The 23,653-nt window shown below is 52.3% G+C and carries 18 protein-coding genes and 1 tRNA gene; 14 read left to right on the top strand and 5 right to left on the bottom strand.

The genetic code is table 11. From position 1 onward, the window contains the following. Positions 1-38 precede the first annotated feature (38 nt). Positions 39-111: transfer RNA gene (locus tag CYPRO_RS05720), tRNA-Gly, on the bottom strand. 431 nt (positions 112-542) lie between these two features. On the opposite strand from CYPRO_RS05720, the gene argB reads away from it, so the two are divergent. The 5 genes from argB to CYPRO_RS05695 all read left to right on the top strand — a co-directional run bounded on the left by argB (position 543) and on the right by CYPRO_RS05695 (position 5,923). Next, on the top strand, positions 543-1,388 hold the full coding sequence (argB, locus tag CYPRO_RS05715) for an acetylglutamate kinase (protein WP_114983691.1): 846 nt from the start codon (positions 543-545) through the stop codon (positions 1,386-1,388). 18 nt (positions 1,389-1,406) lie between these two features. Further along, on the top strand, positions 1,407-2,624 hold the full coding sequence (locus CYPRO_RS05710) for an aspartate aminotransferase family protein (protein WP_114983690.1): 1,218 nt from the start codon (positions 1,407-1,409) through the stop codon (positions 2,622-2,624). A gap of 97 nt (positions 2,625-2,721) precedes the next feature. Next, complete coding sequence (argC, locus tag CYPRO_RS05705; RefSeq protein WP_114983689.1) at positions 2,722-3,765, top strand: N-acetyl-gamma-glutamyl-phosphate reductase; 1,044 nt, start codon at positions 2,722-2,724, stop codon at positions 3,763-3,765. 9 nt (positions 3,766-3,774) lie between these two features. Then, positions 3,775-4,977, top strand: coding sequence for a bifunctional glutamate N-acetyltransferase/amino-acid acetyltransferase ArgJ (gene argJ, locus CYPRO_RS05700; RefSeq protein WP_114983688.1), 1,203 nt, complete (start codon positions 3,775-3,777; stop codon positions 4,975-4,977). 55 nt (positions 4,978-5,032) lie between these two features. After that, positions 5,033-5,923 carry a GntR family transcriptional regulator gene (locus tag CYPRO_RS05695; protein WP_164682575.1) on the top strand — a complete coding sequence of 297 codons (891 nt, stop codon included), beginning with the start codon at positions 5,033-5,035 and terminating at the stop codon, positions 5,921-5,923. 369 nt (positions 5,924-6,292) lie between these two features. Here CYPRO_RS05695 and CYPRO_RS05690 read toward each other — a convergent pair whose 3' ends face one another. From CYPRO_RS05690 to CYPRO_RS05680, 3 genes are all read right to left on the bottom strand, one after another. Next, entirely contained in the window at positions 6,293-9,067 is a 2,775-nt protein-coding gene (locus CYPRO_RS05690; RefSeq protein WP_114983686.1) for a T9SS type A sorting domain-containing protein, read from the bottom strand. Positions 9,068-9,339: 272 nt separating this feature from the next. Continuing rightward, positions 9,340-10,884, bottom strand: coding sequence for a lysine--tRNA ligase (gene lysS / locus CYPRO_RS05685; protein WP_114983685.1), 1,545 nt, complete (start codon positions 10,882-10,884; stop codon positions 9,340-9,342). Between the two features lie 90 nt (positions 10,885-10,974). Further along, positions 10,975-11,556 (bottom strand): hypothetical protein, encoded by a 582-nt coding sequence (locus CYPRO_RS05680; protein WP_114983684.1) that lies wholly within the window; start codon positions 11,554-11,556, stop codon positions 10,975-10,977. 132 nt (positions 11,557-11,688) lie between these two features. On the opposite strand from CYPRO_RS05680, the gene CYPRO_RS05675 reads away from it, so the two are divergent. The 9 genes from CYPRO_RS05675 to CYPRO_RS05635 all read left to right on the top strand — a co-directional run bounded on the left by CYPRO_RS05675 (position 11,689) and on the right by CYPRO_RS05635 (position 21,719). Next, positions 11,689-12,261: a 4'-phosphopantetheinyl transferase family protein gene (locus CYPRO_RS05675; RefSeq protein WP_164682573.1), complete on the top strand. Its 573-nt coding sequence runs from the start codon at positions 11,689-11,691 to the stop codon at positions 12,259-12,261. 560 nt (positions 12,262-12,821) lie between these two features. Continuing rightward, positions 12,822-13,577, top strand: a complete 756-nt coding sequence (amrB, locus tag CYPRO_RS05670) for an AmmeMemoRadiSam system protein B (RefSeq protein WP_114983682.1) — start codon at positions 12,822-12,824, stop codon at positions 13,575-13,577. A gap of 20 nt (positions 13,578-13,597) precedes the next feature. Beyond that, the gene (locus tag CYPRO_RS05665; RefSeq protein WP_114983681.1) at positions 13,598-14,506 is read left to right on the top strand and encodes a Rossmann-like and DUF2520 domain-containing protein; all 909 of its coding nucleotides are present in this window, start codon (positions 13,598-13,600) and stop codon (positions 14,504-14,506) included. Further along, complete coding sequence (locus tag CYPRO_RS05660; RefSeq protein WP_114983680.1) at positions 14,490-14,831, top strand: MGMT family protein; 342 nt, start codon at positions 14,490-14,492, stop codon at positions 14,829-14,831. The genes CYPRO_RS05665 and CYPRO_RS05660 overlap by 17 nt, the downstream gene beginning before the upstream one ends. Positions 14,832-14,902: 71 nt before the next feature. Further along, positions 14,903-15,382, top strand: a complete 480-nt coding sequence (locus CYPRO_RS05655; protein WP_114983679.1) for a hypothetical protein — start codon at positions 14,903-14,905, stop codon at positions 15,380-15,382. A gap of 348 nt (positions 15,383-15,730) precedes the next feature. Continuing rightward, positions 15,731-16,366, top strand: a complete 636-nt coding sequence (locus CYPRO_RS05650) for an alpha/beta hydrolase (RefSeq protein ID WP_114983678.1) — start codon at positions 15,731-15,733, stop codon at positions 16,364-16,366. A gap of 736 nt (positions 16,367-17,102) precedes the next feature. Further along, complete coding sequence (gene pflB / locus CYPRO_RS05645) at positions 17,103-19,385, top strand: formate C-acetyltransferase (protein ID WP_114983677.1); 2,283 nt, start codon at positions 17,103-17,105, stop codon at positions 19,383-19,385. Positions 19,386-19,540: 155 nt separating this feature from the next. Continuing rightward, on the top strand, positions 19,541-20,275 hold the full coding sequence (gene pflA / locus CYPRO_RS05640) for a pyruvate formate-lyase-activating protein (RefSeq protein ID WP_114983676.1): 735 nt from the start codon (positions 19,541-19,543) through the stop codon (positions 20,273-20,275). 100 nt (positions 20,276-20,375) lie between these two features. After that, a complete protein-coding gene (locus CYPRO_RS05635) occupies positions 20,376-21,719 on the top strand; it encodes an L-lactate MFS transporter (protein ID WP_114983675.1) in 1,344 nt (447 codons plus the stop codon). Positions 21,720-22,182: 463 nt separating this feature from the next. Here CYPRO_RS05635 and CYPRO_RS05630 read toward each other — a convergent pair whose 3' ends face one another. Beyond that, positions 22,183-23,652 (bottom strand): S10 family peptidase, encoded by a 1,470-nt coding sequence (locus CYPRO_RS05630; protein ID WP_408625759.1) that lies wholly within the window; start codon positions 23,650-23,652, stop codon positions 22,183-22,185. Position 23,653 lies beyond the last annotated feature (1 nt).

Raw genomic sequence — 23,653 nt, 5'->3', positions numbered from 1 at the left:
TTCTGCGCTTTTATAGGCAAAATCGGCTTTTTCGAGTGAGCGAGAAACGGGACTCGAACCCGCGACCCCAACCTTGGCAAGGTTGTGCTCTACCAGCTGAGCTATTCTCGCTTGTCTTATTTGGTAGGCCTCAAATATAACACATTAACGAGCCCTAACGCAACACTTTTTTAGGAATTCTCAACATCGCACCCGTTTCAGAACACAGCATTATTTTTCTTGTATTTAGCCGACTTTACCTCCCATGATTCCGAACAACTCCCAAAAAATGGCAATGTTTCTCATGAAATTCGTTTGCTTAACCCGGGCTGCTCATACCAAAACCATCATCGTTTCGCGATCTCCTCCTGTATACAAACTAAAAGCAAACCAATCAGCGCTTCTCATCGGAACAAATCATTATTCCTTTTAAAGCGTGTTAAGATCACTTAAATCACCTGCAAATCAGCGATAAGTACACTACCTTATGGCATTCTTTAAATATCTGATTTATTCAAATTTAGTACGCTAAATCACAACTCAGTCCAAAATTATTTTCGCCCTTGAATTCATCTGATTTAAATCACACGTCCGGCATATTTGTGATTAAGTATGGCGGCAACGCCATGTCGAATCCCGAACTGCAGGACCAATTGCTTAAAAAAATTGCAGATCACCATCAGCTTGGTCACAAAATAGTACTTGTCCACGGTGGTGGTCCCGAGATCAAAAAGCTACTTGCCCTTGGAAGCGTCCAAAGTGAATTCATCGGGGGACATCGTAAAACAACTCCCGAAACCATGTACTACGTACAGCTTGCCCTGCGGGGTGAAGTAAATGGCACACTGGTACGGCTACTGAATAAGAACGGTGCCAAAGCTGTGGGTCTGTCGGCCAAAGACGGATACATGACCCAAGTCAGGCGCCGCTATCATCTCAGCATTACAAATGGAAAAGAAGTGCAAACCGATATCGGTCAGGTTGGCGACATTGTTCGCTTTGACCCGGAGCTTATTCATCTACTCCTGCAATCTGACTTTTTGCCAGTGCTCTCTCCCGTAGCACAGGGACCTGACGAGCTCGATTACAACATAAATGCAGACGCCCTTGCAGGTGCTGTAGCGGCCGCATTGAATGCCGAAGCTTACATCAGTCTTACAGATGTTGACGGATTGTTTGAACACTGGCCGGATCCGGATTCGCGTCTCAAAGACATCACCCTTGAAAAACTGCAAACATTTTGCAGCAATAAAGCAAGCGGCGGCATGCTGCCCAAACTGGAATCTGTTATATTTGCCCTGAAACACGGCGCCAAATCGGCCTTCATTTTTAATGGAACAAAGCCGGATTCATTTAACCTGGCCCAAATCCATCAGAACACGGCCGGTACCCGCATAACCCTGAACTGAAGCTATTTCCCTTACGATATGTCAGAAAAATCACATCATCAACTTGATACCGAAGTTCACTTCAAAACGTACAAGCGATATCCTGTCACCCTGGTTAAGGGAGAAGGCTCGAAGGTCGTGGATACGGAAGGAAAGACGTACATCGACGCGCTGGCAGGCATAGCTGTAAACAATGTCGGGCACTGTCACCCCTCCGTTGTTGCGGCCATCCGAAAACAAGCCGGGGAGATCATTCATACGTCAAATTTTTTCACGACCCCCCAGCAGGTTGAACTCGCGCAAAAACTTGTAGATCTCAGCAATCACGACCGCGTATTTTTCTGTAACAGCGGCACAGAAGCCATTGAAGGCGCTTTAAAACTCGCCAAGCGGTATGCCAATAAAACCGGTAAAAAAGGAGACATCATCTCCTTTAAGGGCGCGTTTCACGGCCGCACGCTCGGTGCACTGGCGATGGGACAGCCAAAATATCAGCAAGGTTTTGAACCCATGCTGCCGGGTTTTACCCAAATTCCGTTCAACGATATTCAGGCAGCTGAAGCTGTAATCAACGACGACACGGTAGCCGTGTTTATCGAACCCATTCAGGGTGAAGGTGGTATCCATGTGGCCGATAAAGCATTCATCAATCAGCTAAGCGCCCTTTGCTACGAATACAAAGCATTGCTGATTTTTGATGAGATTCAGTGCGGCATTGGACGTACCGGCAAGTTCTTTGCCTACGAGCATTTTGACATCGTGCCGGATGTTGTTTGCATGGCGAAGGGGCTGGGCGGCGGATTCCCGATAGGCGCCTTTATCGCTACGGAAGAAGTCGCAGAAGTGATCGAGTACGGCAAGCACGGCACAACTTTTGGCGGCAACCCCCTTGCATGCTGTGCCGGACTTGCTACGATTGAAGCCATTTTCGACGAAAATATGCTTCGCATGGCGCAAGAAAACGGCAAATGGCTACGGGACCGAATTCGTATGGAAATGCCAGGTGAAGCGGGTATAAGCGAAGTCCGGGGCCTTGGCCTTATGACAGGCGTTCAGCTTAATTTCGAAGCTTCAGGCGTAGCCCTGCGTATGCTCGAAAATGGTGTAATAGCGAATGTCACAGCAACCAATGTCGTACGCCTTGTACCCGCGCTTAACATCAGTCGCGAAGAACTCGATACCGTTGTTGACGTCATGGTTGAAGCGATCGCTGCGGAAAGACGCGCTCAGCGTGAAAGCGCTGAAATTGCAGATTAATTTTTAATATGAGTCAGCGCAAAACACAAAGGACAGCATGTTTTCCCGCTGTTCTTTGTGTTTTTTTGCCTGAGATCAATGAAATTCCCAAATTTTTATGAGTGCTACCAAAATTAAAGTTGCCATAGCCGGAGCAAGCGGTTATACAGGTGCAGAACTTGTCCGATTGCTGTTGCGTCACCCGAACGTTGAACTCATGGGGGTAAGCTCAGAGCGTAACGCCGGTATGTGGCTGCATGAGCTGCACCCTCAGTTGCAGAACCTTACCCAAATCCGGCTGAAACCCCTTGAAGAAATAGACTTGGATGAGCTTGACACCCTTTTCCTTGCACTTCCCCATCGCGTCTCCATGCTTTTTGTTGAAAAACATCATCCCCTGCCCTGCAAAGTGATTGATTTATCCGGGGACTTCCGCATGACAGATACTGCCCTGTATGAGAAATGGTATCAGACCAAACACGTAATGCCAGCCCTCAGCGCACAGGCAGCCTACGGGCTTCCGGAGCTCTTCCGGGATCAGATTCAGAGCGCGCAGCTCATTGCAAACCCGGGTTGCTATCCTACCTCCGCCATTCTGCCCCTCGCACCACTTGTGAATGAGAAGCTCATAGAACCTGATTCCGTGGTGATCGACGCAAAGTCGGGCATTACCGGTGCAGGAATTTCACCGAAAGCAAATACGCACTTCCCGCATGCGTACGACAATTTTAGCGCATACGGCATGCAAACGCACCGGCATAGTCCCGAGATTGAACAAACCGTACAACGCTTTACCGGTCAGGATGTCATTGCACAGTTTACCCCGCATTTGCTACCTGTAAACCGCGGTATTTTAACCGCAACTTACAGTACATGTAAGAAAACCATTAGTCCGGAAGCACTCTCTGAACTCTATCACAGCTATTATGGCGAAGAATATTTTATCCGGTTAAGATCGGATTCGCCGCAGCTTCGCTTTGTTCGGGCGTCAAATTTTTGTGATATTTATGCCTCGTACGATCCTCGCACCAATCGAATCATCACCCTCAGTGCTATTGATAACCTGATGAAAGGTGCCGCGGGTCAGGCTGTGCAGAATATGAACCTTATTAACAATCTGAAGGAAACTACGGGACTAACAGAAAGTCCGGTTTGTCCCTGAAATTCACCTATGGAAAACATAACTAATGTACGCGGCTTTCGGTATTGGGGAGCCCATACGGGTGTTAAAAGCAAACGCCGAGACCTTGGGCTCATCGTGTCTGATAAGCCTGCCTCAGCTGCGGCTGTTTTTACGCGCAACGTGGTCGTAGCGGAACCCATCAAAATATGCAGGGAGCATATCAAAAACGGCCGGATTCAGGCCATTGTCATCAACTCCGGTAACGCCAATGCCTGTACCGGAAAACAGGGCTATATCGGCGCTCAGGCTATGATTGCCGCCGTTTCGGAAGAACTAAACATTCCGCGGGAACAGATCCTGGTTGCATCAACCGGAGTGATTGGCCGTGAGCTGCCAACCGAAAAGATTGTTGCCGGAATCAGGGAAAATGCCGCTAAGCTAACGAGCCGTAAAGTTGCAGGTTCCCTGCTTGCAAGTGCTATCCTCACAACCGACACTTTTCCGAAGGAAGGCTTCGTTCGCTTCCGACTGGGCGATACCGAAATCAATATGGGGGCTGTCGCCAAAGGATCCGGGATGATACACCCCAATATGGGCACAATGCTGGGTTTTATTATGTGTGACGCAGCCATCAAGCCGGAATTACTGCAGGAAATGCTGGGGGAAGTCGTAAACGACACCTTTAATATGATTACGGTTGATGGAGACACTTCAACCAACGACATGGTTGCCATTCTTTCCAACGGCGCGGCGGGCAATGAAGAGATCACGGAAAAAGATGAATCCTATGCACTCTTTAAAACCAAACTGTTTGAACTGTGTGAACACCTTGCGCGCATGATTGTCTCCGACGGGGAAGGGGCATCGAAGCTTATTGAGTACAGGGTGAAAGGACTCGCTGCGAAAGATCAGGCCCGTCAAATCATCCGGACAGTATCTGACTCTGCCCTTGTCAAAACAGCCTTATTCGGACGTGACCCCAACTGGGGCCGCATCGTCGCGGCTGCCGGCCGGGCCGGTGTCAGTTTTGATCCCGACAAAACCGATTTATATATCAGCGCCGACACTGAAATTCAGATTCTGAAAGGCGGTCAGCCGCTCCGGGTAAACCTGAACGAACTTAAGCGGCTCATGCGATCTACTGAAATCGCCATCACGCTGCACTTCAATCAGGGTGAAGCCGAAGCTAAAGGCTGGGGCTGTGACCTCAGTTACGAGTATGTGCGCATCAACGCTGAATACACAACTTAAACCCGACGCCCCTCCTGTACTATTTCACGCAGCATTCTTTAGCTTCCCGCCCCGCATGAAATCCTCCAAACACATTGCAGACCGCATTCGTCTTCTGATCGCTACGCGTCAGTTCCAGGTCGGTGAAGTCCTTCCCTCAACGCGGGTGCTGGGAAAACAACTTGAAGCAAGCTTTCACACCGTTCGTAAAGCCTATCAGTTGCTTGCTGAAGAAGGCTTGCTTGAGAGTCAGCAGCGGGGCTATATAGTCTGCAGCCCTGCCACAAAATTGGATAAATCAGAAAGGCTTGAAAAAGGGGCGACAAAATTCCGTCTCGTACTTGAAGAACTGATAGGCTACGGTCTGAATGAAGAAGAAATTGAAACCTTGTTTCATGAACAGCTCAATTTCATGGACTGGCCCGAACGCATACAGCGCTGTGCGACCGTCGGACCTACCATGGAACTTGCACAAATGCTATCGGGATGTATCAGCAAAGAAGTTGGCGTGAAGTCAGAACCCATAACACCCGACAGCCCGGGTACTCTCGTTCAGTACGACGCACTCCTCACCCCTATACATTTTTACAGTAATTTCTTATCTGAATCAGATGAAGCCCGCGTTATTCCGTTTATATACAGCCTTAACTATGAACTAATTGTATCCTTAGCAGAGCGTACAGGACTTGAAACAGCGGTTCTACTCGCGCGAGAGCAGGAAAGCCTTCCTCATTTAGAATCACAGATTCGATCAGCTTTCCATTCTGCCCTGAAATTCGAAAGCTTCAAAATTGAAAGCCGCAGCTTGCCTTCCCTCGCATACAAAGCGGATATCGTGCTATATACGCCGGGTTGTGCACGAGCGGTTGAAGCAGCTATTCCCGACAGAAAAAGAAAAGTAATAACCTACGAAATGAATGCGAGGAGCGCAGACTTAATCCGTTCTGAACTCTGGGAAGACGCATAGCTGAATGCTAATCTTGTAGTTTAGCCGCATATCTGAAGTGTAGAAAACTTAGCTATTCAATATTTCCACTCCCTACCCCAAAACGCGAAAAGGCAGTATTCAAATGAATACTGCCTTTTCTTTTCTAAGCAAATGAAGCTATTAGTGCTTTAGAACTCCTGCGGAGGAGGTGTCGGCCCTGTTGGTGGAGCCGGTGGCCCTGATGGAGGTAATGACATCAATACACATGAAGTTCTTGAATCAAATTCAGTGCACTTCAGCGATGGTTTTTCATATGTTTCTTTCTTCATGTCGCTAAAAAATTTAGATAAATTGTTTGATCAGAATTAAACTTGCTATGGCAAAACATGTTACCAAAGTCCCGCAACCTTATTTGACTAAGGTCATTTTTCTGGTAAGAGTTTGACCACCGGCTTGCAGTCTGTAAACATACACACCACTTGAAAGCTGAGAGCCGTCAAAAGATACCGTGTGTGTACCAGCCTGCTGGAATCCATCTTGAAGTGAAGCAACACGCTGACCCATCAGATTAAATACATCAAGTCTGACATCAGAAGAAGCATTCAACGTGTAACGTATGCTTGTAGTTGGGTTGAACGGATTGGGGTAATTTTGTTCAAGTGTAATTTGAGTTGGAGACTCAAGACCTTCCCCAATGCTTACAGGTGCGCCGGCAACAACTGTAAGAATGAATCTGGAATCAGTTACAGATGCGGTTACGGGTGTCGGGCTCAGATTCCATTCAACAGCGGGGCTATCAGAAACCTGCATAACAGTTGTGTTAACTGTAATGATTTCGTTAGTTCTTAGGTCTGTTACCTCGCCAGTCTGCGTATCTGTTAATGTAAACTCCCAGTCCGCAGGAAAATCATCAAGACCGCTCCATGACAGATTAAACTCACCGGAGTACTCAAACCAACCGTTGTTTTCGAATTCCAGGTTTCTGAGGACAATAGGGAAATTGTACGTTCCCTCGGGTGAGGATGCATTGAACATACGATTCAGCGTTCCGATTTCTTCATCTAGGACAGCAAACTCAACATATGATACACCATCCATTGGTGCTAAAGCTAATCCATTGGAGGTCTCTGTTTCACTGAAAACAACCATGAGATTACGCTCACGTTCCTGACCTACAAGTTTCGCATTCAGATTTAATGTAGCCAAAAAGTCTGACGGATTTCTTGTGAGCAGGTTAGAGTTTCTGTCTGGTCTTTGAGCTGAAGCTGGGAGTGTTACCTGGTTGCCGCTTCCACTTCTGGCAGTTTTCACAAAGAAACCCTGGAACGGGGAGATAAATCCATTAAGTGCCAAATCACCAGCGCCAGTTTCACCATTCCAAACTCTGTAACTTGGCTCAGTTACGCGCGGGTCGTATACATAAACTACAGGATCTAATCTGACATCATTGGCAGCAAAAATGTCTTCCCATAATACCGGAAACAAAAAGCTGTTAGACAAGAAGGTCCAACCGTTTCTTAGTGTATTAATCGGTCTTATTATATCGTCAGAAATTTTGGCGCCTTCAACGAGTAAACTCTTAGGGAATCCCTGATCATTTATTGGCTGTCCGTCAAAATCAGCTGAATAAACATATACTGCAAAGCCGGAACCAATTGGGATTTCATCAGCCATATCCTGCAGCGCTACCCATTCATTTGTTGTTGAATTATATGTGAAAATGTTTGGGTTCGCTGAACCAGGGTTATCTGATCCGGGAACACCTTGCGTCCATATAGGATGCAATAAGTTATCGTAGGTCACACCGGTTAATGATGTACCGAGATGTCTCCAGGCTTCCTGATCGCTAATGGCTCCAATCTCAGGGCCAGCAATGATTGTTTGACTTACATTGCGCAAATATGGCATCGAAGTGGCTCTGCTGTTTTGCCATACGGTATCAAAATTCCAACCATTATTCACAAATTTTGAACGAATTTTCATTTGATCGGTGGTACGGTTGGTTCCCGCATCAGGCGTACGACTTGCAAGGCCGGAAACATCTTCATTCCAGTATGAACTTTGTACAGCAGAAATAGGAAGTGTTGCTGAAAATGAACCTATCAAGCCACCTGTTCTCGAACGAAGTAGATGAGCGTCAAAATCAAAAATATTTGATGCATAGGAATTAACAATTTTTCCACCTTCCATTCTTCCTACCAAGCCACCAATACTTAGATCGTTCATAGAACGGTCATCTACAGTAAGTGTTCCGGTCGCATAAGTGTTGATCACTTCGGTTGTACCATCGACGATAGCACCAACAAGACCGCCAGCGCCTCTTAAAAGACCACCGTTTGAGTTTGACATAATAACTTGTGCAGAGCTGTAAGACTCACGCACTCTTGTTACATCGTTCATAAAACCAACCAAACCACCAATGTCGCCAGCACCACCGGCATCCAATTGAACGACACCAGTTGACGAGCATCTTTCAATTCGAGTCACACGCATTATACCAGCTACACCGCCAACTCTTTCACTTCCTATTACGGTAGCTGCTGAGGTATTATCAGCGAATGTAGTTGAACCGCCACGGATTCTTCCGATGATTCCGCCAACATTCTCAAAACCTACTATAGTACCTGATGATACTGTAATGTGCGTGATTGTTGCATTATCGGTGGCACCGCCTGCAAGAGCACCTACACTTACAGCATTTGGTAAATTAATATTTACATCTGAGAGTACCAGATTTGTAACTTTACCCCCATTGCCAATTATTCCAAAAAGGCCGCTTTCATTACCGCCTGTAGTGTCATTAATTTGAAGACCTGATATCGTAAAACCACCTCCGTCAAAATTTGCCAGGAAAGGTTGGCTTGCCGAACCAATAGGTTCCCAAACATCAGAACCATCAAATGTGATGTCCTGTATCAACTTATAATAAACTCCGAGGCTGATGTCATTTCTCACATCAGAGAGTTGCTGAGCATCTTCAATTTGGAATGGATCGTTTTGAGACCCATCTCCCCCTGGAAACTGAGCTATTGCGACTGCCGGACTGAATATCAGCAGTGCAAGCAACCCAGCCACGTAGGGCTTTAATCTGGACTTGTAGGTATTTGCCATCTTCTTGTATTGTTTGTTTTGTTTTTTGTGGACCCGTTTGTAATTACTGTCGGAGTCAGGCTTGTAGAACATAAGATAAATGAACCGAAATGCCTATTCCGAACACTATACAATACTAATTTATTAAATGTTCACTTACATAGCAACTATATAACACAACTATTGTGACATTAAAATTGCTGAATGAGACTTTTTATGGGGCAGTTCTGTGATAAAATCAAAAAACTACCCCAAAACGCTTTATTCCATCGGTTTCACTTTATTTTAGGCTTGATTTGAAGCTTAACTGATCGTTACAGGCAATTGTTAACAATTCTAATTAAAATGGTTTTTCAATTAACAAATCAGCCTGCATGTTCCGGACGCATGTGGGGAAAAAACAGTACATCCCGGATGGATTCCTGATTGGTCATAATCATTGCCAGGCGGTCAATGCCTACGCCAAGGCCCACCGTTGGGGGCATGCCGTATTCGAGCGCACGCAGAAAGTCTTCATCTACCGACATCGCTTCATCGTCTCCGTCTGCACGCAGCCGCGCCTGTTCTTCCAGGCGATTGCGCTGATCAATCGGGTCGTTGAGCTCGGTAAAAGCGTTGCAGACTTCCTTTCCGTTGCAAATCAGCTCAAAGCGCTCTACCAATCCTTCTTTACTGCGGTGTTTTTTGGCAAGCGGACTCATCTCAATCGGGTAATCGGTGATGAAAGTCGGCTGGATCAGCTTAGGCTCTACATGCTCGCCGAAAATCTCATCAATAATTTTGCCTGCACCCATGGTGTCGTCTGTGCCAACTTTCAGAGATGCCGCAATTTTGCGCAGTTCGGGTACGTCCAGACCAAAGAGATTGTGCCCTGTCTGTTCCTCAATGGCGTCAAACATGGTAACCCGCCGCCATCCTTTTTGGAAATCAATTTCGTGGCTGCCCACCTGCACTTTTGTCGACCCATGCAGTTCAAGCGCGACTTTCTCCAGCATTTCCTCCACGAAGTCCATCATCCAGTTATAATCTTTGTAAGCCACGTACAGTTCAACCTGCGTAAACTCCGGATTATGGAACCGGCTCATGCCTTCATTCCGGAAATCCTTCGCAAACTCAAACACACCGTCGAAGCCGCCTACGATCAGGCGCTTGAGATAGAGCTCGTTGGCAACGCGCAAATAAAGCTGCATATCGAGCGTGTTGTGATGCGTCACAAACGGCCGCGCAGAAGCCCCGCCGTAAATCGGCTGCAGAATCGGGGTTTCAACCTCAAGGTAGCCGCGCTCTGTCATCATATCGCGCATTACGGCAATCATTTTGCTGCGCTTGCGAAACACATCCCGCACATGCGGATTCACGACAAGATCCACATAGCGCTGTCTATACCGTAGCTCTTTGTCCGAAAAAGCACTGTAGGTCACCTTCTTGCCGTCTTCTTCGGCTTCCTTGGCAACCGGCAATGGCCTGATGACTTTTGTGAGCAGGGTGAAGGCCTCCGCATGAAGCGTCAGCTCCCCGGTTCGGGTTTTGAACAGAAAACCTTTGACCCCAACAATATCCCCAAGGTCAATCAGCTTCTTGAACACTTCATTGTAGTAGCCCTCCGGCAGATCGTCCCGGGTGATGTACACCTGCAGCACGCCTTCGCTGTCCTGCAGGTTGAAGAATGCCGCCTTGCCCATGATGCGCCGGGTCATCATACGCCCGGCAAGCGAAATCCGCTGATGCCCCGCACCGGCTTCTCCCTCAACGACCCATTCGTCCTGATGCGCTTTTGCGTCAGCGGTTGTGTGGGTCACCTCATATTCATTCGGGTAGGGATTAATCCCTTTTTCGATAAGCAGTCGCAGTTTTTCACGGCGCTGCGCTTCCAGTTCGTGTTGTGATAACTCGGGCTTTTCTTTGCTCATAAACTTTAAATATTAGATAGAAACACGCACAGCCAAACCCGTTTACAAATGCCCGGGTTCCGCAGGCCGGCGCTGTGAACTACAAATGTCTCAGGATTTCGTTTTACTGGCTTTATCAGCCGGGGACTGATCAAAAATCGTCAGACCAAACAGCACAAAGAGTACCCCCATCGTAAATCCGGCAACACGGGTATAGGTCTGATGAAGTCGGTCAAACTCCAGATGTGCCGCGCTTTTCATCGCGCTTTCCGTAACGGAAAAATCTATGGGGACGGTCGTGCGCAATTCCGTAAGCCTGCCGCCTACACGTACAGCATAATAATAGAAGGCGCCCACGGCAATCAGTACCAGCACGGTACGGATAATGAGATTGCGGTCGGTTGCGCTTCGCGTATTCCAGGCGAGTACCATGCCGATTACGATTAAAAACAGGCTGAAAGATTCCATGACGTTCAGCCGCACGATACTCGTACCCGTCAGCTCACCGCCAATCGTACGGTACGAAACCGGCTGTTCGGGCATGGCCGGATTCATGCCATCCAGCTCCCATTGCTGCGCAATACCAAAATTAACCGGGGCCACACCATAGCCCAGCATGATAAAACCGCCGAGCCAGACCCCGGCACCAAGTAAAATAAACAAGCGGGACCAGCGCGATCCGTTTGACTCCATAGAACAGCAAAAAAGTGCTTTAAAAAAGGTAGATTAGTAATCCGCCTTCTGACCATACATTTCCCCGCAAAAATACGGGTGCTGCGCAGTCGGGCGGATTAACTTTGCAAAATACGAAATTCTGAAGCCGATTTGAGTATCCTTTTCCGCTACAAACCAGGATCTGCCGGAAACCCCCTTGTCAGGATTGCCGGGAGCACACAGCCGGACAGCCCCGATTGCAGGCAGCAACTACTCTATGAACTCCTCCACGATGCAGGTCAGGACACCCATAGCGCAGTTATCGGTCATTTGGCTGGCGGAAAACCTTTTCTGCAAACCGACTCGGGGAGCTTTCCGATTTCGGTAAGTCATACCCGCGGACTATTACTCATAGCCCTCTCCACCGGACCCCAAATCGGTCTTGACACCGAACCCGCTGCCCGTAAGGTCCCTGAACGCCTCCTTGCCCGTATACGATCCGCTGAAGACGCGGCATTTGAAAACCAGCTGCCCCCGCTCAAACTCTGGACCCTCAAGGAAGCTTTCCTCAAAATGACCGGCACCGGTCTGCGACACCCCATGCGGGCGGTTTCCGTTAGTCCTGCGGGCGATCATTACTACCTGTGCAAAACCGTCCGTGCAGACGGCACGCCGCTTCAGGCGCTCACCGTGAGCTTCATGTGGCGGGAATTTCGGATTGCCCTCGCTGTTGAACATCCCTAGCCCGCATTATTCACTAATAAACTAGTTTTATTTGCTAAATGTATGTTTAAATTTGGCCTAATGAAAAACCTCAGTAGCCCAAATTTGAGTGTGGTGTAAAGACTGCGAAATTTCCCCGCTGGCGGCGTTGAAGCTGAAAACTCCTGCTCAGGGTACTTGGGTACCCCTCCGCTGAGTTTTCATCTTCGCCTTGCCAGCAAGAAAATTTCTTGGTGAATAATGCGGGCTAAAAACCACGACCTGTCCGAACGGGCTGACTTGGCAGCAAAACCGGCGGGAAATTTTCAAAGCCGCCCGATGAAACCTTTTTTGGGCTTACACATATTTCTTCAAGTGCTTAATATTTATAAGCTTACCGAATAACACGCTGTTAAGCCTGAATCATTCGGTCTATGCATCTTTGCAGCAAAAGCCTCCTTATATTTAAGGATGTTTTAAAAAATCCAATCCGGCTTATTCCAACCATTTAGTTCTTTGCGGAAAGCAAATCCCCGCAGACCACATCATGAGTAATCCGGAAATTTCCCCTTCCTATTTGACCTTCGACGCTTAATTCTATCATGAGTATCCGATCCTACACCCGGGAACAAATCATCGCCGGTATCGACAAATACACCCGGCAAGCCGATAACCGCGTGCGCATTCTATTCGCGGGCCGTCACATCCGCGAATTCAACTTCGACGCCATGTGCAAACTCTACGCCAACATCAAAGGTGAGCACTACGACGATGTCATCATCATTGAAGCTTTCCCGGGCGATCACCCCCGGCTGTTGCCCATGGTTAGCGAACCCGTATTTGTAACACCCCTCGGCGAAGTTGCGGTAAACGACGCCCTGCGCAACGATTTTTGCGATGAAGACGACGATTTCTACATCGACGACGCCGGCTTCAGCGACGACATGGCCATCCATGAACACCTGATGATGCTGCAGTGTACCCTCGATAATTTTCGCGTGCTCAGCATTCAGATCGTGCATGCACAATCTTCCATCGTGCGCGAACTTGCAAACGCCATCGCCGAACTCATGCGCGACCGCAACGCCCTGATTATTTTCTGTGCGGATGCCTCCGGCTCTTCCCCCGAACAGCTTAAAAAGCTCAAAGACTACATCAACGGCAAATCGTTTTCCCGAATCAAGAACTACCTGAATACCGGTGATGCCGGTATCACCGACAGCGCTCCGATATCATCCGGAAGCCTCACCGCTGCCGAGTGGGAGCTGGAAACGCACCTGTACATCCCGGCTCCGGGCGAACCCGTTTGCCTGTCAGGCTACGCGCAGCTGCGCAGCCGGTCCAACCCGGCGCCCTGAAACGCCGCCACCATCACAGCATGCCAAAAAGCAAAGCACAGGAACAGCTTAACTGCACCATCATTGGCAGCGGCAGGGTCGCAAAAGCCCTTGCCGCTGCCCTGACCGGCTCAAGCACAAGCGAACTGTGTTTGAACGGTATTTTTGCGCGAAATACCGATGAAGCCGAACGCATAGCACGAAATAACGGTGCGCCGAAATATGGGGGAATCTCCGAAATGCAGCGCCTTGAAGCACTGACCTTCCTGTGTGTTTCCGATGATGCGCTTCCGGCGCTTGCCCAACAGCTGTGCCACATTCCAACGGCCGGCCCCGACGCCTGTGTAGTCCATTTGTCCGGGGCACACGATCTCGAACCACTTACCCCCCTACAAGAGCGCGGTATCCAAACCGGATCCCTGCACCCGCTCCAAACCTTCCCGGAAGGGGCCGACGCCGCAAGTTTTGAAGGCATTTACGCAAGCGTGCTCGGCGCAGCACCCGTCGCCGCACAGCTGACCCGCGTCGCCCGCGCCCTGGGCTGCAAGCCCGTTACGGTTGATGCCAAACAGAAAAAACAGCTCCACCTCGCAGCCGTTTTTGCTTCCAATTATATGGTCGCCCTCGCGGCCCTGTCTGAGCGCGCTGCACCCGGCCTGTCAAAGCCCGCAACCCAGCTCCTGCGCCCGCTCATGGAAAGCACGCTCCAAAACCTCTTCGCCAAAGGCACCGCTGCGGCCCTGACCGGCCCCGTAAGCCGGGGAGACAGCTCTACCGTAAAAGCCCACCTGCAAAACCTTGGCTCCCCTGAACTAACCGACGACACAGACCTCTCAGCCGCCTACCGCCTCCTCGGGCGCGTAGCCGCCGGCATTGCCCGCTCCGATAACCGCCTCACCCCCGAAACCTACGACGAACTCCTCGCCCTCCTTGATGACTGCCAAGCCTGATAAAGCCGATTTTTACGACCGCGTCTATGAAGTCGTCGCCCGCATACCGCACGGACGCGTCACCACCTACGGCGCCATCGCCCGCTACCTCGGCATAGGCGGCAGCGCCCGCATGGTCGGCTACGCCCTCAACCTCACCCTCAAATCCGACGGCCCCGAGCTCCCGTGCCATCGCGTCGTCAACCGGCTCGGACAGCTCAGCGGCAAAGCCTACTTCGGTCCCGGCCTCATGGAAGCCCTACTCCGGCAGGAAAACATCACCTTTCTCGACGAAGACACCATCGACCTCGACCGCCATTTTTGGGATCCGGCCGAAGCTTTGTAAGTTGCCCCCACAATATCATACGGAAACCCGTTCAATCCAACGTCCTGAGACAGACCTCCAAGTCCAAAACCATGTTTTCATTTTTCAAGCGACGCAAAGCCGACAGCAAAAGCGCTCAAAAAAAAGCCTCCAAACCCGAGCTCCGCTACGAAATCCGCATTGAAGGCCGCGAAAAACCACTGTTCGAGCGCGCCCTGCAGCTCTACATCTTCGTGCACCACATGCCGCACGACAAACTCCCGCCCGAGCTCGCCGAACAAATGCGTCACACGAGCAACGCCGTCTACAGCCTCATCTTCCACTGGCTCCGCGACGGCAAACCCTCGGTCGAATACATGGATTTCCTCAACGAAAAAGTTACCGAGCTGCGCAAACTTAGCCCCGAACAAGCCGCCCGCTTCGACATCCCGCCCGATCAGCTGCAGCACATCGAACTACAGCACATCGTACGCATGCGCTTCCTCGACGAAGACCGCGAGCACCCGGTTTACATCCGCTACGTAAAAGCCCAGGGCCTCTGCATGCACAATGTCGGCACCCCCTCAGCCTGAGCCGCACCGTCCGGACCTTTCCGAACATTTTTTATTTTTTGAGGGAAACGCCGTGAGCATCACGGTCATTCGTGGCAGATCAGCGTTCCCAAATCATAATTTGAACCCCTTGCTTTTTTTGGGGCTGGGGTAATACAAGCCGGATAAGTCGCAATACAAAGCGGCAAAGTCGCACTGGATTAGAAACACAATCCATGCCGTCTCTGCAATCCCGGACCACAAATCCTGTTTGATTCCGCAACCCGGCAAAATACCGGTATCAGCACCCTACAGGATGAATGATTTCACATCCGAATGAATTATTTGTTGCAACAAATAAAATTCAATACAAAAACAATTCACACCACAATGAAAACCCTCCACGACCCGAAACATCTATTCCATACCGGCAGCAGCATTGCTGATGCCGAGCGTATCATCCTCATGATTCACGGACGCGGGGCTTCCGCGGAGAGCATACTCACGCTCGCGCAGGAATTCAATGTCGTTGACGCGGCCTTCATCGCGCCTCAGGCCGCGAACCACACCTGGTACCCTTACTCCTTCATGCGGCCCACCAAAGAAAATCAGCCCTGGCTCGATTCAGCGCTCAGCAGCCTGAAAACCATCACAGACGACTTGCTGTCACAAGGAAAACGCCATGAGCAAATAGTTTTGCTGGGATTTAGTCAGGGCGCCTGTCTTGCCACAGAATTTGCCGCACGCAACGCAGCCCGATGGGGCGGTGTCATCGGCTTCAGCGGCGGACTCATCGGAGATCAGATCAATCCCGGGACCTACAGCGGCGATTTCGCCGGAACGCCCGTCTTTCTCGGCTGCAGCGACAACGATTTCCACATCCCCGAGAGCCGTGTGCACGAAACCGCCAAACAGCTCGAATCCCGGGGCGCCTCGGTCGAAACCGTAATCTATCCCGACATGGGCCACACCATCGTGATGGATGAAATCCTCAAAGCACAAAAAATTATTGATCGCGCGGGATAGGTTTGGGCTTTGCTAAATGAAACCTTATACACAGGCAGGCTTTGGGATAAATTTCCATTCTCCCAAAGTCTGCTCTCATACCATTTGGAGCAGTCCGTTCAGCCGAGACGTGTTTATCCTGATGAAATTTTGCGGCAGGCGCGGATGATGAGAAAAAAAGTGAGGGGGAGTTTGTCAGCTGAAGAAATTCAGAATTCGATTGATCGTGGAAGGCCATGATTGTAGTTGATACGAGCATTCTTGCTCACTTTGAGCAGGTTTTTTGAGCATAGTAAACATTGCAAGCTTATACTTGAATGGCACATACGTTGGCTGACTCCGGTTTTAAAGAATCACTGAATCGCATATTCATAGAAACACTGTTCGTCAGGATAGCTCAATTCCTCTAAATCTCATCGCTTTGCGACCTTTGCGCCTCCTTCTTGCCTTCACACAAAAAAAGCAATGCCCTCATATTTGATTCGGGAGCTCATGACCTGCCACGAAAGACTGTGATGTTCTCGAAATCCCCCCCAAAAAAATAAAAATCAGGAACAGCTGAGCAGCCGGGTTCAGGGTTCCTTTTTATTATCATTTTTTTCCTTCGATATAATAGCGCTTCCATTAGGTTTTGCAGGCCATTTGAGCGCCTAATCGCGGCTTATTGTGTGTATGCTGCGATTTTACTTTCAGGAAGCAATAAAAATGGGTATATTCTGATATTCGTATTAGAATAATGACTAACCTATTTTGACCCATGTTCAACAAGACCTCTTCTGCTGCTGACCTTCCCTTCCTGACGGACGAATCGCCCCGCTGCTACCGGAATTTTAAGACCGGTATCTGGAACCACGAAATTGACGTGCGCGATTTTATTCAGCAAAACTACACCCCTTTTACCGGCAACGCTTCTTTCCTCGCCGGTCCTACCGACGACACCCGGCTGCTCTGGCAACAGGTCCTCAACCTGATGAAAGACGAGCGCAACAAGGGCGGCGTGCTTGATGCCGATTCCGAAATTATTTCCGGCGTGGATACGCACCCGGCAGGCTACATTGACAAAGACCTCGAGCGCATCGTGGGCCTGCAAACCGAGAAGCCGCTCAAACGTGCGCTGATGCCGTTCGGCGGCCTGCGCATGGCCAAAAGCGCCCTCGAAAGCAACGGCTATCAGCTGTCCGAGGCGACCGAAGCTGCCATGCTGAAGCTCCGCAAAACCCACAACGATGGCGTTTTCGACGGCTACACCGCAGATATTAAGAAAGCACGGAAGTCCGGCATCGTGACCGGTCTGCCCGATGCCTATGCCCGCGGACGCATCATCGGCGACTACCGCCGCGCAGCCCTCTACGGTACCGCCCGCCTGATTGCGGACAAGCATCAGCAGCGCGCATCCCTCGAAATGGCGAGCCTGAACGAAGAAACCATCCGGCTGCGCGAAGAACTCAAGGAGCAGGTCAATGCCCTGAAAGAGCTCGAGCGCATGGCCGCGACCTACGGCTTCGACATCACAAGACCGGCTGAAAACGCTACCGAAGCCGTGCAGTGGCTCTACCTTGCCTACCTCGGCGCGGTTAAAGAGCAGAACGGCGCCGCAATGTCGCTCGGTCGTGTTTCTACCTTTCTTGACATTTACTTCGAGCGCGATCTGGCAGAAGGCGTCCTGACCGAAGCACAGGCGCAGGAGCTGATTGATCACTTCGTGATGAAGCTCCGCATGGTGCGCTTCATGCGTACGCCCGACTACAACGAGCTCTTCTCCGGCGACCCCACCTGGGTTACCGAAGCCATCGGCGGCATGGGCACCGACGGACGCACCCTGGTAAGCAAGACCGCTTTCCGGATGCTCCAAACCCTGCACAATCTGGGTCCGGCACCCGAGCCGAACCTGACCATCTTATGGAGCGACCGTCTGCCGCAGGGCTTCAAAGATTTCTGCGCAGAGACTTCCATCCGCACCTCCTCCCTTCAGTATGAAAACGACGACCTGATGCGCACCTACTGGGGCGACGACTACGGCATTGCCTGCTGTGTTTCAGCCATGCGCATTGGCAAGCAGATGCAGTTTTTCGGCGCCCGGGCCAACCTCGCCAAAACGCTGCTTTACGCCATCAACGGGGGCCGCGATGAAATCAGCGGTGAGCAGGTGGGTCCGCAGCTTGCACCCATAACCAGCGACCGCCTCACCTGGGATGAACTCATGCCCCGCTTCGAAGCCATGAACGACTGGCTCGCGCAGGTGTACATGAACGCGCTCAACATCATCCACTACATGCACGACAAATACTACTACGAGCGTCTCGAAATGGCCCTGCACGACCGCGATGTGATGCGCACCATGGCCTGCGGTATCGCAGGACTCTCGGTTGTAGCCGACTCCCTGAGCGCCGTGAAGTACGCCGATGTCCGCATTATCCGCGATGAGCGCGGTCTGGCCGTGAACTTCGAAACCACCGGCGACTACCCGACCTTCGGCAACAACGACGACCGCGTGGACGGCATCGCCCGCGACCTCGTGAAAAGCTTCATGGGCAAGCTCGCCAAGCAGCCGACCTACCGGAACGCCATCCCGACACAGTCGGTGCTCACGATTACCTCCAACGTGGTGTACGGCCTCAAAACCGGCAACACCCCGGATGGCCGCAAGAAAGGCGAGCCCTTCGCGCCGGGTGCCAACCCCATGCACGGCCGCGACCTCAACGGCGCAGTAGCAAGCATGATGAGCGTTGCCAAGCTGCCCTACGAATTCGCGCAGGACGGCATCTCCTATACCTTCTCCATCGTGCCTAAAGCACTGGGCCGCAGCGACAAGGAGCGCACCGCCAACCTGACCGGACTGCTCGACACCTACTTCGGTGCCGGCGGACATCACATCAACGTGAACGTGTTCGACCGCGAGACCCTGCTCGATGCCATGCAGCATCCGGAGCAGTACCCGCAGCTGACCGTGCGCGTGAGCGGCTATGCCGTGAACTTCCACAAGCTCACCCGTGAGCAGCAGCTCGACGTCGTGAACCGGACCTTCCACAGTCAGAATTAACCCCAAGCCGGAGTTCAACCGGCTAAGGACCCGAACCACAGCCTGCGGGGATACGGCACACCAACGTGCCGGTCCCCGCATCCGGCTGATACGGCCTGTTTCCGGACCGACGATCGACTGAAAAAGATGTGTATCAGAAACTGAACTGAAAACCGATGGAAAATGTAAGCGGCTACCTGCACTCGGCGGAATCAGCCGGCACGCTTGACGGGCCGGGCGTGCGCCGCGTGCTCTTTTTGCAGGGCTGCCCCCTCAACTGCCTGTACTGCCATAACCCGGATGCCCGTCCCTTCCGCTGCGGTGAAAAAACCGACGCCTTCACGCAACTCCGCGAAATTGCGCGCTACCGCGACCTCTTTCAGCGCACCGGTGGCGGGGTGACCCTCTCCGGCGGCGAGCCGCTGAGTCAGCCCGCCTTCGTGAAAGCCATTTTCGAAGGCTGCCGCAAAATGGGCGTGCACACCGCCCTCGATACCTCCGGCTACACCGGCTGGCGCGCTGATGACGAGCTCCTGAGCTACACCAACCTCGTGCTGCTCGATATCAAGCACATCCGCCCGGAAAACTACCGAAATCTGACCGGCGTCGAACTCGAGCCCACCCTCATTTTTGCCCGGCGCCTCGCCGAACTCGGCGTACCCGTCTGGCTGCGGCACGTGCTCGTGCCCGGCTACACCGATCAGCCTGAGCACCTCGCCGAACTCGCCGCCTTTGCTGCGACCCTGCCCAACATCGAGCGGGTTGACATCCTGCCCTTCCACAACATGGGCAGCTACAAATGGGAGCAGCTTGGTCGCACCTACGCGCTGGCCAACACGCCCGAACCCACGCCCGAACAGGTCGCAGAAGCACAGGGGGTGTTTCGCGATGCGGGTTTGGTAGTATTTTAAAGGATGATGACTCCTCGCCCCCATTAATTCCGCCGGCTGATTCCGGCCTCCGGTACAACCGGATCCGACTGACCCTCCGAACCTCAAATTCCTCACGCTTTTGTTTTCCTTCCTCGACCGCAAGCACACCGTCGCTGCCCCGGACCACAACCGCTGGCTCATTCCGCCCGCGGCCCTTGCCATACACCTCGCGATCGGGCAGGTATATGCCTTCAGCGTATTCAACCTGCCGCTCTCACAGCTCATCGGCGTCACCGAATCCACCGCTGCTGACTGGCGCCTGACCCAAATCGGCTGGATTTTCTCCATCGCCATTGTTTTCCTCGGCCTATCCGCAGCCCTCTTCGGAAAATGGCTGGAGCGCGAAGGCCCCCGCAAAGCCATGTTTTATGCCGCCCTGTGCTTCAGTGGCGGTTTTTTTGTTTCCGCCCTGGGCGTGCACCTGCATCAGATCTGGCTCGTCTATCTCGGCTACGGCGTACTTGGCGGCATTGGTTTGGGCATCGGCTACATCTCGCCGGTTTCCACCCTCATCAAATGGTTCCCTGACCGGCCCGGCATGGCGACCGGCATGGCGATCATGGGATTTGGCGGCGGCGCGATGATCGGCTCCCCCCTCGCCGTGCGCCTGCTCGGCACCTTCAGCGGACCTGAATCCGCCGGTGTCTGGGAGACCATGCTGGTGATGGGCAGCATCTATTTTGTACTGATGATGATCGGCGTCGCCCTCGTCCGCGTGCCGCCCGACGGATGGAAGCCCGAAGGCTATGTGCCCGTCAAATCCACAAGCGGCATGATCACCTCCAACCACGTAGATGCCGATACCGCCCTCAAAACCCCGCAATTCTGGCTGCTTTGGGTCATGCTCTGCGTGAACGTCACCGCCGGCATCGGTGTGCTCGGTCAGGCTTCGCCCATGATTCAGGAAATGTTCCCCGCCACCATCACCGTCGCGGATGCCGCGCTCTTCGTGGCCCTGCTCAGCTTCTTCAACCTGATTGGCCGCTTTTTCTGGTCCTCCCTCTCCGACAAAATCGGGCGGCAAACCACCTACGGCATCTACTTCGGCCTCGGCCTGCTGCTCTACGCCACCGTGCCCTCCCTCGGCAAATTTGAAACCGCCTTCCTCTTTATCGCGGCCTTTTCCGTGATCATGACCATGTACGGCGGCGGCTTTGCAACCATCCCCGCCTACCTGCGCGACATGTTCGGCACCTATCAGGTCGGCGCCATACACGGTCGCCTGCTCACCGCCTGGAGCACCGCCGGCGTACTCGGCCCCGTGCTCATCAACTACCTGCGGCAGTGGCAAATCGACAGCGGCGTCGCCCCCGCCGATGCCTACACCATCACCATGTACATCATGGCCGCCCTCCTCGCCATCGGCTTCGCCTGCAACCTCGCCCTCAAACCGGTTGATGCGAAATACCACATGAAAATGTAGAGTTTCAGTATGTCAGTGGGGGCAGTATGTCAGTGTGTCGCTGATGGGGATTAGTGATTGATTTTATTTGCGATACTCGCACTGTTAGGGCGGTACTTTGTCCTTGCAATGCTAATGAAGTACCAAAACCGAACGATACATCTAACTTAAAATCCGGGTTAATCCGGGGCGATCCGCCCATTCCGCGTTCCGTAATTGCGTCGCGGCCTTCGCGCCTCCTTCCCGTCTTCGCGTAATCCCTTTGCCTAAATACTGAGCAAACAGGGTTTTGGGATATATCGTGATGCTCCCCAACCCCGAACGTGTGCCATTATTGTAGAAAAGCGAAGCCCCCAAATTCCCCGCGAGTGCCGCAGGGCGCGCATGCGAGGCGATCACAAGGCGTCGCCTTTACGATTTCATTCCGGGTGAGGGACGTCGCGGCTCGCCGGATTCGGAGAAATCCCGACCTGTTGATTCAGACTCAGTACCGTGCCGGCTCCCCCGGCTCGGATATCGAGTCGCGGATGAATTCGCGGATGTGCTGATTGCTGGTGGCGAGGTCTTCCTGGCGCAGGTACATCATGTGGCCGCTGCGGTAGCCTTCGAAGCGGAGCCTGTCGCGGACTTTGCCGCTGCGGTCCATGTTCCACATGGCGTATTTGGCGGAGAAATAATCGGTTGCGCCGTCGTAGTAGCCGGCCTGAATCATGACGTGCAGGAAGGGGTTTTCGCCCATGGCGCGGCGGAGGTCGTCGCCGGTGCTGTCGTTACTGCGATCCCAGGGGTGCACCGGACCGAAGATGTTGTAGCGCAGGTCGGTGCGGTAGCCGAGGACTTCGCGCAGGTAATAGTTGATGGCCGGGGTGAAGCTGTGGTTCCAGGAGGTCAGCGCGGGGTCGTGATCGTAGCGGTCGCCAGCGTCCATGCGGTCAATGCCGCGGTAGCGGGAGTCGAGCCGGCCAACGGTGAGGCCTTCATGGCGGAGCAGCTCTTTCCAGAAGAAGGGCGTCGGGATGGTCAGGTTGTGGTTGAGGATGTGCTGCGCGTCAATGCCCGAGAAGCGGGCGACCTGCGCAGCGATTTCGGTGCGCCGCTCTTCGTCGAGGAAGCCGCCCATGGCAACCGCGGGCAGATATTCATTGATGGTGAAAACCTCGACAACCGGCAGGATGTCGTACAGGTCCTGCTGCTGCAGCGCCGGTTCGAGCTGACCGTGATACCAGGCGGTTGCGGCATAGTAGGGCAGCTTCAGGATTTCGGAGCGGGGCTCCATCGCGGGCGGGTTGAGTCCCATTTCAGTGGGCGAAACGAGGATGACACCGTTGAGGTACATCCAGTGCGCGCTTTGGAGGCGGCGCGCGAGGCCGGCGACGCGGGTTGTGCCGTAGCTCTCGCCTTTCAGGTATTTGGGTGAGCGCCAGCGGTCGTGCCGGCTCACGAACAGATCAATCCAGGCGGCGAGGTAGTTGATGTCCGCATTCACGCCGAAAAACTGACTCCGCTCGGCATCTGCGCTGAGAATGCGGGAGAAGCCGGTGTTGACCGGGTCAATGAACACGATATCAGCCACATCGAGAATGGAGTGCGGGTTTTCGGCCACGCCGTAGGGCTGCACGGGGAAGCCTTCATCGTCGATATTCAAAAAGCGCGGACCGGTGTAGCCGATATGCATCCAAACCGAGGCCGAGCCGGGTCCGCCGTTGAAGGAGAACACCAGCGGACGCCTGCTTTTGTCGCGTACATCGGTGCGCTCGTAGAACACATAAAAGAGGGAGGCGAGCACTTTGCCATCTTCATTCAGCACCGGCAACGTCCCCGCGGTGGCTCTGTAAGGCACCCGCTGTCCCAGAATGGTGACCGTGTGCTCGCTGCTGACTGCCGACTCGGCTTCGAGCAGCATATTCTGTGCAGCAGCGGATTCAGTGTCAAGCGAAAACAGCAGCACAACCATA

The organism is Cyclonatronum proteinivorum, assembly GCF_003353065.1.
Taxonomy (GTDB): Bacteria; Bacteroidota; Rhodothermia; order Balneolales; family Cyclonatronaceae; genus Cyclonatronum; species Cyclonatronum proteinivorum.
This window is presented reverse-complemented; position numbering and strand designations above follow the sequence as displayed.

Coding starts and splice junctions, on each gene's coding strand:
- CYPRO_RS05710 (WP_114983690.1), top strand. CDS start 1,407: ATGTCAGAAAAATCACATCATCAACTTGATACCGAAGTTCACTTCAAA.
- argC (WP_114983689.1), top strand. CDS start 2,722: ATGAGTGCTACCAAAATTAAAGTTGCCATAGCCGGAGCAAGCGGTTAT.
- argJ (WP_114983688.1), top strand. CDS start 3,775: ATGGAAAACATAACTAATGTACGCGGCTTTCGGTATTGGGGAGCCCAT.
- CYPRO_RS05695 (WP_164682575.1), top strand. CDS start 5,033: ATGAAATCCTCCAAACACATTGCAGACCGCATTCGTCTTCTGATCGCT.
- CYPRO_RS05690 (WP_114983686.1), bottom strand. CDS start 9,067: ATGTTCTACAAGCCTGACTCCGACAGTAATTACAAACGGGTCCACAAA.
- lysS (WP_114983685.1), bottom strand. CDS start 10,884: ATGAGCAAAGAAAAGCCCGAGTTATCACAACACGAACTGGAAGCGCAG.
- CYPRO_RS05680 (WP_114983684.1), bottom strand. CDS start 11,556: ATGGAGTCAAACGGATCGCGCTGGTCCCGCTTGTTTATTTTACTTGGT.
- amrB (WP_114983682.1), top strand. CDS start 12,822: ATGAGTATCCGATCCTACACCCGGGAACAAATCATCGCCGGTATCGAC.
- CYPRO_RS05665 (WP_114983681.1), top strand. CDS start 13,598: ATGCCAAAAAGCAAAGCACAGGAACAGCTTAACTGCACCATCATTGGC.
- CYPRO_RS05660 (WP_114983680.1), top strand. CDS start 14,490: ATGACTGCCAAGCCTGATAAAGCCGATTTTTACGACCGCGTCTATGAA.
- CYPRO_RS05655 (WP_114983679.1), top strand. CDS start 14,903: ATGTTTTCATTTTTCAAGCGACGCAAAGCCGACAGCAAAAGCGCTCAA.
- CYPRO_RS05650 (WP_114983678.1), top strand. CDS start 15,731: ATGAAAACCCTCCACGACCCGAAACATCTATTCCATACCGGCAGCAGC.
- pflB (WP_114983677.1), top strand. CDS start 17,103: ATGTTCAACAAGACCTCTTCTGCTGCTGACCTTCCCTTCCTGACGGAC.
- pflA (WP_114983676.1), top strand. CDS start 19,541: ATGGAAAATGTAAGCGGCTACCTGCACTCGGCGGAATCAGCCGGCACG.
- CYPRO_RS05630 (WP_408625759.1), bottom strand. CDS start 23,652: ATGGTTGTGCTGCTGTTTTCGCTTGACACTGAATCCGCTGCTGCACAG.